Here is a 10,394-nt window from a genome sequence, read left to right on the forward strand (position 1 = left end):
TCCTCAATTTTGCGTTAATTCGGTAGGGGTTACTTTTTAAAGGCATCCGCCAGTTTCTGCGTCCCGGCGCGGAACACGCCCAGATCGCTGCCCACGGCCACAAAGGTGGCGCCCCACTCCAGATAGCGGCGCGCATCGGCTTCCACCGGCGCCAGAATGCCGCTGGGTTTACCGTGCGCTTTCGCACGGGCAAAAATATGCTGGATAGCCTGCTGCACTTCCGGATGCGAGGCGTTGCCGAGATGCCCCAGCGCGGCAGCCAGGTCACTTGGGCCAACGAAGATCCCATCCACACCGTCGGTGGCGGCAATCGCATCGACGTTATCGACACCCAGTTGGCTTTCAATCTGCACCAGGATGGTGATGTTCTTGTTGGACTGCGCGAAGTAGTCCGCTACGGTGCCGAACATATTGCCGCGATGCGAAACGGATACGCCGCGAATCCCTTCCGGCGGGTAACGCGTGGAGGAAACCGCCTGCGCCGCCTGCTCCTGCGTTTCAACGAATGGAATCAGGAAGTTGTAGAAACCGATGTCCAGCATACGTTTGATAATCACCGGCTCGTTGGTCGGCACGCGCACCACCGGCGCGCTCTCGCTGCCCTTAAGCGCCATCAGCTGCGGGATTAATGTCGTCACATCGTTCGGCGCATGTTCACCGTCCAGTACCAGCCAGTCGAACCCGGCCAGGCCTAACACTTCGGTGCTGATTGGGCTGGAAAGTGCGGACCAGCAGCCAATCTGAACCTGTTTTGCAGCCAGCGCCGCTTTGAATTTGTTAGGGAAAATCGCGTTATCCATGTTCATTACCTTAAGTTAGTCGCAGCTTACTTCCGCAGCTCGAGACGTTTGATGTCGCCCACCACGAACAGGTAGCAAACCATCATCATCAGTGCGGAACAGCCTACAAAAATCAGTGCGCCATTGAAGGAGTGCAGTTCACTCACGATATAACCAATCACCAGCGGGGTGACGATGGAGGCCACGTTGCCAAACACGTTAAACAGACCGCCGCACAGGCCGACAATTTCTTTCGGCGCGACGTCGGAGATGACCGGCCAGCCGAGTGCGCCAAAGCCTTTTCCGAAGAATGCCAATGCCATCAGCGTGACGACCAGCGCAGTGTTGTCGGTGTAGTTGCACAGAATAATCGTCGAGGCCAACAGCATGCCCAGTACGATAGGCAGCTTACGCGCAAAAGTCAGCGTACAGCCACGGCGAATCAGGTAGTCAGAGAACAATCCACCCAACACGCCGCCGGCAAAGCCGCACAGTGCAGGGATGGACGCCACCAGACCCACTTTCAGAATCGACATGCCTTTATCCTGCACCAGATAAATCGGGAACCAGGTGAGGAAGAACCAGGTGATGGTGTTTAAGAAATACTGGCCAAAGAAGATACCTAACATCATACGGCTACTGAGCAACTGTTTGATGTAATCCAGCTTCGGACCTTTCACTGCGTCGCTACCCGGCTTTTTGTGGTCCATATCGACCACCGCGCCATTGTCGGCAATGAATTTCAGCTCTTCTTTAGACATCCGCGGATGGTCGGTCGGGTTATGCACAAACTTCACCCACATCCCGGTCAACAGGAAGCCAATCACGCCCATCACGGTAAAGACGTGCTCCCAGCCCCAGGCAAAGGTCAACCAGCCCAGCAGCGGGGAGAACAGCGCCAGCGAGAAATATTGCGCGGAGTTAAAGATAGCCGACGCGGTGCCACGCTCTTTGGTGGGGAACCAGGCCGCCACAATACGCGCGTTCGCCGGGAAAGACGGCGCTTCAGAGAAGCCGAGCATAAAGCGCATGAAGAACATGGAGACGCCAGCCCACGCCAGCGGGAAGAAACCAACAAAGCCCTGCAAGAAGGTAAACAGCGACCAGAAGAACAGGCTATAGGTATACACCTTTTTGGAGCCAAATTTATCCAGTAGCCACCCTCCCGGAATCTGCATCAGCAGATAGGCCCAGCCGAATGCCGAGAAGATATACCCCATGGACACCGCGCTCAGCTCCAACTCTTTCGCCACGGAGGTACCGGCGATGGAGAGCGTTGCGCGGTCAGCGTAGTTAACGGCCGTAACAATAAAAATAATTAACAGAATTAAATAACGGGTATGCATTCCCTTTTTTGCTTCAACAGCGTCAGCAGTATCGTGTATCATTTTATTATCCTCGGGTACAGGATGCTTTAATCTTCTTATTTTTATTAAAGCGAATTTCGCTGATTATTTAATTGATGACGGGTAATCTCAATAAATAATCAGACGCCATGAAATCGAGAATCAGTATAATCAGGATACCTTCGCCACGCATTGTGCAAATCACCAGGTTAATCGCTTCATAAACTAATTTTATTGTTCATGTGCACACAGCACTGGGCGCTGATGCACAATTTCACGTATTGATACCCTTGCCCCATGAGGGATGAGGAGGATGAGTGATCTGCATCACATTTTTATATTCAAACACCTGACATCCTTTATTCCATTACTTAAGTGCTTTTATTTTTCATTATCTGAAAAGAAACACTTATCTACTTAATTCATTTTACCCCCTGGCTGGAGAATGCTGGACAATGGCTAACATTGAAATCAGACAAGAATCGCCGACTGCCTTTTATATAAAAGTTCACGCTACCGATAATGTCGCGATCATTGTCAATGATAATGGATTAAAAGCAGGAACGCGTTTTCCTGACGGTCTGGAATTAATTGAACATATCCCCCAGGGGCATAAAGTTGCGCTGGTGGATATTCCTCAAAATGGTGAAATCATTCGCTACGGCGAAGTTATTGGTTACGCGGTACGCGATGTCGCCAAAGGCAGCTGGATCGACGAATCCACGGTCACGCTGCCGAAAGCGCCGCCGCTTAACACCCTGCCGCTGGCGACCAAAGTGCCGGAACCGCTGCCGCCGCTGGAAGGTTACACCTTTGAAGGTTACCGTAACGCCGACGGCAGCGTGGGCACCAAAAATCTGTTGGGCATTACCACCAGCGTGCACTGCGTGGCAGGCGTTGTGGACTACGTGGTTAAAATCATCGAACGCGACCTGCTGCCGAAATACCCGAACGTTGACGGCGTGGTCGGTCTGAACCACCTTTACGGCTGCGGCGTGGCGATTAACGCGCCGGCTGCCGTGGTGCCGATTCGCACCATTCATAATATCGCGCTGAACCCAAACTTCGGTGGCGAAGTGATGGTGGTGGGCCTCGGCTGCGAGAAGCTACAGCCAGAGCGTCTGCTGGAAGGCACGGAAGATGTGCAGAGCATCCCGGTCGACAGCGCCAGCATCGTACGCCTACAGGACGAGCAGCACGTGGGCTTTAAATCGATGGTCGACGATATCCTGCAGGTTGCCGTGCGCCATCTGGAAAAACTCAACCAGCGCCAGCGCGTCACCTGCCCGGCCTCCGAGCTGGTGGTGGGTATGCAGTGCGGTGGCAGCGACGCTTTCTCCGGTGTGACCGCTAACCCCGCTGTCGGCTACGCCTCCGACCTGCTGGTGCGCTGCGGCGCAACCGTGATGTTCTCGGAAGTCACGGAAGTACGCGACGCCATTCATCTGTTAACCCCGCGCGCCATCAATGAAGAAGTGGGCAAGCGTCTGCTCGAAGAGATGGCCTGGTACGATAACTATCTCGATATGGGCAAAACCGACCGTAGCGCCAACCCCTCTCCGGGCAACAAAAAAGGCGGCCTCGCCAACGTGGTGGAAAAAGCGCTGGGTTCGATCGCTAAATCAGGTAAAAGCGCCATCGTGGAAGTCTTGTCGCCCGGCCAGCGCCCGACCAAACGCGGACTGATTTACGCCGCCACCCCGGCCAGCGACTTCGTCTGCGGCACTCAACAGGTGGCCTCCGGCATTACCGTGCAGGTATTTACCACTGGCCGCGGTACGCCGTATGGTCTGATGGCGGTACCGGTCATCAAGATGGCCACCCGCACCGAGCTGGCTAACCGTTGGTATGACTTAATGGATATCAATGCCGGCACCATCGCCACGGGCGAAGAGACCATTGAAGACGTGGGCACCAAGCTGTTCCACTTCATTCTTGATGTGGCGAGCGGGCGTAAGAAAACCTTCTCGGATCAATGGGGATTACACAACCAGCTGGCGGTATTTAACCCGGCCCCGGTGACCTAATCACCCTCGCCAGCTCATACGGGGGTATGCCTTTGCATACCCCCGTTTTTTTATTCCGACAGCGGCACCAGAATCACGTCGACGCCGATTTTCCGCAGCCCTTCCAGACTCTCCTGCGGGATCCCTTCATCAACGATAATCATATCGACACGTTGCATATCAATAATTTTATGCAGGCTTGAACGGTTGAATTTGGTGGAGTCCGTAACCACGATGATCTTCTCCGCCACTTCGCTCATCCGCCGGTTCAACCGCGCTTCGTCCTCATTATGAGTACTGATACCGCGTTCCAGATCGATAGCATCGACCCCCAGAAACAGCATGTCGAAATGGTAGTTTTGCAGCGAATGCTCCGCCTGATCGCCATAGAATGACTGGGACTGACGGCGCAGGTGTCCGCCGGTCATCAGCAGTTCCACACCTTCCGCTTCCAGCAGCGCGTTGGCGACGTTCATCCCGTTGGTCATCGCAATCACGTCACTATGCTGGCGCATCAGACGCGCGATTTCATAGGTTGTGGTACCGGAATCGAGGATCACGCGGTGACCCGGCTTGATAAACTCGACGGCGGCCCGCGCAATACGCCGCTTGACCGCCGTGTTCAGCGAGCTTTTATCTTCAACAGAGGGTTCCACGCCCGGCGTGTTGCCGTCGCAAATCAATGCGCCGCCATAGGCGCGCACGGCAATACCCTGTTTTTCCAGAAACGCCAGATCGTTACGAATGGTCACTGTGGAAACGCCGAACAATCCGGAAAGATCGTTCACCTGCACGCTACCCTGCTGTCGCAACCGCTGGATGATCTGCTCGCGCCTTTCGCTGGTCCCTGAAACCCGCTTATCTGCAGAAGACTCGCTGTTACTCATAAGAAATCCTTTGGTCAAATTCTTTCGTTTCATTTCGTTTTGTCTATTAACGCCTTTCTTTTTCCGAAAAGCAAGTCTTATAAAGTCCCTCTTCAGGCCGAAATCCAGCTTCACGGCCTTTCATTACGTTTCTTTTGTGAAACAGATCGGAAAACTATTATCTTTCGTTTTATTTTTATAACACCATGATGCAGTATCAAATGAAACAAAACGAAAGATTGATTCCGAAGTCATCCTATCTGGAGAGGAAAGTGAAACATCTTACTGAAATAGTGGAGCAGCATAAACGGGGGAAGGCAAACGGGATTTATGCCGTTTGTTCCGCGCATCCACTGGTACTGGAATCCGCAATACGCTACGCGCACGCCAACCAGACGCCGCTGCTGATCGAAGCCACATCTAACCAGGTTGATCAGTTCGGCGGCTATACGGGCATGACCCCGGCCGATTTTCGCCGTTTCGTCTGTCAACTCGCCGATTCACTCCATTTTCCGCAGTCGCAGCTGATTCTCGGCGGCGATCATCTGGGGCCAAATCGCTGGCAGGATCAACCCGCAGCCGTCGCCATGGGGCATGCCGACGATCTGATCAAAAGCTACGTTGCCGCAGGCTTTAAAAAGATCCATCTGGATTGCAGCATGTCCTGCCAGGACGATCCGGTTCCTTTAACTGATGAGATTGTCGCCGCGCGCGCCGCACGTCTGGCGAAGGTCGCCGAAGAGACCTGCATTGCCCAGTTTGGCGAAGCGGATCTGGTTTATGTTATTGGCACTGAAGTCCCGGTGCCGGGCGGCGCACATGAAACATTAACCGAACTGGCAGTGACAACACCCGAGGCCGCACGCGCCACGCTGGAGGCTCACCACCACGCCTTTGAACAACAGGGGCTGAGCGACATCTGGCCGCGAATTATCGCGCTGGTGGTGCAACCTGGCGTCGAATTCGACCACACCCACATCATTGATTACCAACCGCAAAAAGCCATTGCGTTGAGCAAGATGGTAGAGGCCTATGACACGCTGGTGTTCGAAGCACACTCTACCGACTACCAGACGCCGCAGTCGCTGCGCCAGCTGGTGGTCGATCACTTCGCCATTCTGAAAGTCGGCCCAGCGCTCACCTTCGCCCTACGCGAAGCGCTATTTTCGCTGGCCGCCATTGAGGAAGAATTGCTGCCCGCCAAAGCCTGTTCCGGCCTGCGCCACGTGCTGGAAACCGTCATGCTCGATCGCCCGGAATACTGGCAGAGTCACTACCACGGCGACGGCAACGCGCGTCGTCTGGCACGAGGCTACAGCTATTCCGATCGCGTTCGTTACTACTGGCCGGACGAGCAGATTGATGACGCTTTCGAACGTCTGGTGCGTAACCTGGCGGACGAACCGATCCCGCTGCCGCTCATCAGCCAGTATTTACCGTTGCAGTACGTCAAGGTTCGCGAGGGGGATCTCATCGCCACGCCGCGAGAACTTATCATCAGCCACATTCAGGACATACTGCAGCAGTACCACGCTGCCTGTCAGGGCATGACATCCCATAACGGATAACAACAAAGAGGAAAACGCGATGCCAAATATTGTTTTAAGCCGTATTGATGAACGCTTGATTCACGGTCAGGTTGGCGTGCAGTGGGTCGGATTTGCGGGGGCAAATCTGGTGCTGGTCGCCAACGATGAAGTGGCGGAAGACACCGTACAGCAGAACTTAATGGAAATGGTGTTAGCTGAAGGGATTGCCGTGCGCTTCTGGACGCTGCAAAAAGTCATCGACAACATCCACCGCGCCGCCGACCGACAGAAAATTTTGCTGGTGTGCAGAACCCCAGCCGATTTCCTCAAACTGGTTGAAGGCGGCGTTCCCGTCACGCGTATCAACGTAGGAAACATGCACTACGCCGAAGGTAAACAACAAATTGCCAAAACGGTTTCTGTCGACGCCAACGACATCAACGCTTTTAACGGCCTGAAGGCCGCTGGCGTGGAATGTTTCGTTCAGGGGGTTCCGACAGAACCGGCTTTGGATCTCTTTAAACTGCTTTGAGGGATTCACAATGGAAATCAGTCTGTTGCAGGCTTTTGCCTTAGGTATCCTCGCCTTTATCGCCGGCCTGGATATGTTCAACGGTTTAACGCACATGCACCGCCCGGTTGTCCTTGGGCCGCTGGTCGGCCTGATCCTTGGCGATCTGCATACCGGTATTTTAACCGGCGGTACGCTGGAATTGGTATGGATGGGTCTGGCGCCGCTGGCAGGCGCCCAGCCGCCCAACGTCATTATCGGTACGATCGTGGGGACCACGTTTGCTATCACCACCGGCGTCAAACCTGATGTGGCGGTCGGCGTCGCTGTACCGTTCGCCGTGGCGGTACAAATGGGCATTACCTTCCTGTTCTCCGTGATGTCCGGCGTGATGTCCCGCTGTGACCGTATGGCGGCAAATGCCGACACCGACGGCATTGAACGGGTTAACTATCTGGCGCTGCTGGCGTTAGGCATTTTCTACTTCCTGTGCGCGTTTCTGCCCATTTATTTCGGCGCGGAGCACGCGAAAACCGCCATTGATGTCCTGCCAGCGCGTCTGATTGACGGCCTGGGCGTTGCGGGCGGCATCATGCCAGCCATCGGCTTTGCCGTACTGCTGAAAATTATGATGAAGAACGTCTACATCCCGTACTTCATTATTGGTTTTGTTGCCGCGGCCTGGCTCAAGCTTCCGGTGCTGGCTATCGCCGCCGCCGCACTGGCCATGGCGCTGATTGATCTCTTACGTAAATCCCCGGAACCGACCCAACCTGCGGCACAGAAAGAGGAATTCGAAGATGGCATCTAACCAACACACCCTGCCGACTGTTTCCGATAATGAAGAGACGCTGCTGACCGGCGTGAACGAAAACGTCTATGAAGATCAGAGCATTGGCGCTGAACTGAGCAAAAAAGACATTAACCGCGTGGCCTGGCGCTCTATGCTGTTGCAGGCATCATTTAACTACGAACGTATGCAGGCTTCCGGCTGGCTGTACGGCCTGCTGCCCGCGCTGAAAAAGATTCACACCAACAAACGCGACCTGGCACGCGCCATGAAAGGCCATATGGGATTCTTCAACACTCACCCTTTCCTGGTGACGTTTGTTATCGGCATCATTCTGGCAATGGAGCGCTCGAAGCAGGACGTTAACAGTATTCAGAGTACCAAAATTGCCGTTGGCGCACCGCTGGGCGGGATTGGCGATGCCATGTTCTGGCTAACGCTGCTGCCTATCTGCGGCGGGATTGGCGCCAGCCTGGCGCTGCAGGGATCAATCCTTGGCGCCGTGGTGTTTATCGTGCTGTTTAACGTGGTGCATCTCGGCCTGCGCTTCGGCCTGGCGCACTATGCGTATCGCATGGGGGTTGCCGCCATTCCGCTTATCAAGGCAAACACCAAAAAAGTGGGTCATGCGGCCTCAATTGTGGGGATGACGGTGATTGGCGCGCTGGTCGCCACCTACGTTCGTCTTAACACGACGCTGGAAATCAAAGCCGGTGACGCGGTCGTCAAACTGCAGGCCGATGTTATTGATAAGCTGATGCCTGCCTTCTTACCGCTGGTGTATACCCTGATCATGTACTGGCTGGTGCGTCGCGGCTGGAGCCCACTGCGTCTTATCGCCATTACCGTCGTGCTCGGCGTGGTCGGCAAATTCTGTCACTTCCTGTAAAGCAAAAGAGGTTTGAGATGCTAGGTATTATTTTGACGGGGCATGGCGGTTTTGCCAGCGGAATGGAAAAAGCGATGAAGCAAATTCTGGGCGAACAGCCGCAGTTTATCGCCATCGATTTTCCTGAAACCTCAACCACCGCGCTGCTCACTTCACAGCTTGAGCAGGCGGTGGCAGAGCTGGATGCCCAGGGCGATATCGTTTTTCTGACCGACCTGCTCGGCGGCACGCCGTTCCGCGTGGCCTCGACGCTCGCCATGCAAAAAGCGGGAAGAGAAGTGATTACCGGCACCAACTTGCAGCTGTTGCTGGAGATGGCGCTGGAACGCGATGGGTTGAGCAGCGAGACGTTCCGTCTGCAGGCCCTTGAGTGCGGACACCGCGGTTTGACCAGCCTGGTCGATGAGCTGGACCGCTGCCGCGAGGAGAGTCCCGTCGAGGAAGGGATATGACGCACATTCTCCGCGCCCGACGCGTGCTGACGGAGCAAGGCTGGCTCGACGACCATCAGCTGCGCGTTGAAGAAGGCGTCATTACCGCAATCGAACCGATACCGGCAGGCATCGCCAGCCGCAACGCCGAGCTGCTCTGTCCGGCGTATATCGATATCCACGTCCACGGCGGTGCGGGCGTTGATGTCATGGACGACGCACCGGACGCCCTCGATAAACTGGCCCGGCATAAGGCACGCGAAGGGGTAGCCAGCTGGCTACCCACCACCGTCACCGCGCCGCTGGAGATGATTCACCAGGCGCTGGCGCGTATCGCCCAACGCTGTTACTCCGGTGGGCCAGGGGCGCAGGTACTGGGGAGCTACCTCGAAGGCCCGTATTTTACGCCACAGAATAAGGGGGCACATCCTCCGGAGCTGTTTCGGGAACTGAACCCGGCGGAGCTGGATGAGCTGATTGCCATTTCCCGGCAAACCCTGCGCGTCGTGGCGCTGGCACCGGAAAAGCCCGGCGCGCTACAGGCGATTATCCATCTGAAAAAACGGGGCATTCGGGTGATGTTAGGGCATAGCGCCGCCAGCTATGAACAAACCCGCGCCGCTTTCGACGCGGGCGCCGACGGGCTGGTTCACTGCTATAACGGTATGACCGGTTTACATCACCGCGAACCCGGGATGGTCGGCGCCGGGTTAACCGACCCACGAGCCTGGCTGGAGCTTATCGCCGATGGACACCACGTTCACCCCGCCGCCATGAAGCTTTGCGGCTGCTGCGCCAGGGAGAGAGTGGTGCTGATTACCGACGCCATGCAGGCCGCCGGTATGCCCGATGGCCGATACACGCTGTGCGGCGAGCAGGTGGAGATGCGTGCCGGAATCGTAAGGACCGCCTCCGGGGGGCTGGCGGGCAGCACGTTATCGATCGATGCGGCGGTACGCAATATGGTCGAACTAACCGGCCTACTCCCCGAAGAGGCGATTCATATGGCATCGCTGCATCCCGCCCGTTTGCTGGGCATCGATGGCCAGCTGGGATCGCTCAAGGTTGGCAAACGCGCCAGCATCATTGCGCTCGATGGTGGACTGCAGCTGCAGCATATCTGGATTCAGGGTCAACCTTTCTCTTTGTAACACGTTCGTTTTCCTCAGGCCTTCGGTTTGTTACCGCAAGGCCTTTCTTTTCCTTTCTATAAAAAAGTCCCCCCCTTACCGACAAATCTTTTAATC

The 10,394-nt window shown here is 55.5% G+C and carries 10 protein-coding genes; 7 read left to right on the forward strand and 3 right to left on the reverse strand.

Annotation, left to right across the window (positions count from 1 at the left end; genetic code table 11):
* Positions 1-29: 29 nt before the first annotated feature.
* Together garL and NNN71_RS11510 are read right to left on the reverse strand one after the other, a co-directional pair.
* On the reverse strand, positions 30-800 hold the full coding sequence (gene garL, locus NNN71_RS11505; protein WP_249022710.1) for a 2-dehydro-3-deoxyglucarate aldolase: 771 nt from the start codon (positions 798-800) through the stop codon (positions 30-32).
* A gap of 26 nt (positions 801-826) precedes the next feature.
* Complete coding sequence (locus NNN71_RS11510) at positions 827-2,167, reverse strand: MFS transporter (RefSeq protein WP_163447832.1); 1,341 nt, start codon at positions 2,165-2,167, stop codon at positions 827-829.
* Positions 2,168-2,580: 413 nt separating this feature from the next.
* Between NNN71_RS11510 and garD the strand changes: the two genes are divergently transcribed.
* The gene (gene garD / locus NNN71_RS11515; protein ID WP_167574978.1) at positions 2,581-4,152 is read left to right on the forward strand and encodes a galactarate dehydratase; all 1,572 of its coding nucleotides are present in this window, start codon (positions 2,581-2,583) and stop codon (positions 4,150-4,152) included.
* A gap of 50 nt (positions 4,153-4,202) precedes the next feature.
* Here garD and NNN71_RS11520 read toward each other — a convergent pair whose 3' ends face one another.
* On the reverse strand, positions 4,203-5,018 hold the full coding sequence (locus tag NNN71_RS11520; RefSeq protein ID WP_163447830.1) for a DeoR family transcriptional regulator: 816 nt from the start codon (positions 5,016-5,018) through the stop codon (positions 4,203-4,205).
* A 269-nt stretch (positions 5,019-5,287) separates the two neighbouring features.
* Here NNN71_RS11520 and kbaZ point away from each other — a divergent pair, with 269 nt between their 5' ends.
* The 6 genes from kbaZ to nagA are packed head-to-tail and all read left to right on the forward strand — an operon-like array spanning position 5,288 to position 10,298.
* Positions 5,288-6,565, forward strand: coding sequence for a tagatose-bisphosphate aldolase subunit KbaZ (gene kbaZ, locus NNN71_RS11525; protein WP_249023281.1), 1,278 nt, complete (start codon positions 5,288-5,290; stop codon positions 6,563-6,565).
* A 19-nt stretch (positions 6,566-6,584) separates the two neighbouring features.
* Complete coding sequence (gene agaV, locus NNN71_RS11530; protein ID WP_065356120.1) at positions 6,585-7,058, forward strand: PTS N-acetylgalactosamine transporter subunit IIB; 474 nt, start codon at positions 6,585-6,587, stop codon at positions 7,056-7,058.
* A 10-nt stretch (positions 7,059-7,068) separates the two neighbouring features.
* Positions 7,069-7,848 (forward strand): PTS N-acetylgalactosamine transporter subunit IIC, encoded by a 780-nt coding sequence (agaW, locus tag NNN71_RS11535; protein WP_163447828.1) that lies wholly within the window; start codon positions 7,069-7,071, stop codon positions 7,846-7,848.
* The gene (gene agaE, locus NNN71_RS11540) at positions 7,838-8,716 is read left to right on the forward strand and encodes a PTS N-acetylgalactosamine transporter subunit IID (RefSeq protein ID WP_163447827.1); all 879 of its coding nucleotides are present in this window, start codon (positions 7,838-7,840) and stop codon (positions 8,714-8,716) included. The genes agaW and agaE overlap by 11 nt, the downstream gene beginning before the upstream one ends.
* A gap of 17 nt (positions 8,717-8,733) precedes the next feature.
* Positions 8,734-9,168, forward strand: a complete 435-nt coding sequence (gene agaF / locus NNN71_RS11545) for a PTS galactosamine/N-acetylgalactosamine transporter subunit IIA (protein WP_223803806.1) — start codon at positions 8,734-8,736, stop codon at positions 9,166-9,168.
* Positions 9,165-10,298 (forward strand): N-acetylglucosamine-6-phosphate deacetylase, encoded by a 1,134-nt coding sequence (nagA, locus tag NNN71_RS11550; RefSeq protein ID WP_271458529.1) that lies wholly within the window; start codon positions 9,165-9,167, stop codon positions 10,296-10,298. The genes agaF and nagA overlap by 4 nt, the downstream gene beginning before the upstream one ends.
* Positions 10,299-10,394: the final 96 nt, after the last annotated feature.

The sequence above is a fragment of the Kluyvera sp. Awk 3 genome (genome assembly GCF_028069715.1).
Classification (GTDB): Bacteria; Pseudomonadota; Gammaproteobacteria; order Enterobacterales; family Enterobacteriaceae; genus Kluyvera; species Kluyvera georgiana_A.

Coding starts and splice junctions, on each gene's coding strand:
- garL (WP_249022710.1), bottom strand. CDS start 800: ATGGATAACGCGATTTTCCCTAACAAATTCAAAGCGGCGCTGGCTGCA.
- NNN71_RS11510 (WP_163447832.1), bottom strand. CDS start 2,167: ATGATACACGATACTGCTGACGCTGTTGAAGCAAAAAAGGGAATGCAT.
- garD (WP_167574978.1), top strand. CDS start 2,581: ATGGCTAACATTGAAATCAGACAAGAATCGCCGACTGCCTTTTATATA.
- NNN71_RS11520 (WP_163447830.1), bottom strand. CDS start 5,018: ATGAGTAACAGCGAGTCTTCTGCAGATAAGCGGGTTTCAGGGACCAGC.
- agaV (WP_065356120.1), top strand. CDS start 6,585: ATGCCAAATATTGTTTTAAGCCGTATTGATGAACGCTTGATTCACGGT.
- agaW (WP_163447828.1), top strand. CDS start 7,069: ATGGAAATCAGTCTGTTGCAGGCTTTTGCCTTAGGTATCCTCGCCTTT.
- agaE (WP_163447827.1), top strand. CDS start 7,838: ATGGCATCTAACCAACACACCCTGCCGACTGTTTCCGATAATGAAGAG.
- agaF (WP_223803806.1), top strand. CDS start 8,734: ATGCTAGGTATTATTTTGACGGGGCATGGCGGTTTTGCCAGCGGAATG.
- nagA (WP_271458529.1), top strand. CDS start 9,165: ATGACGCACATTCTCCGCGCCCGACGCGTGCTGACGGAGCAAGGCTGG.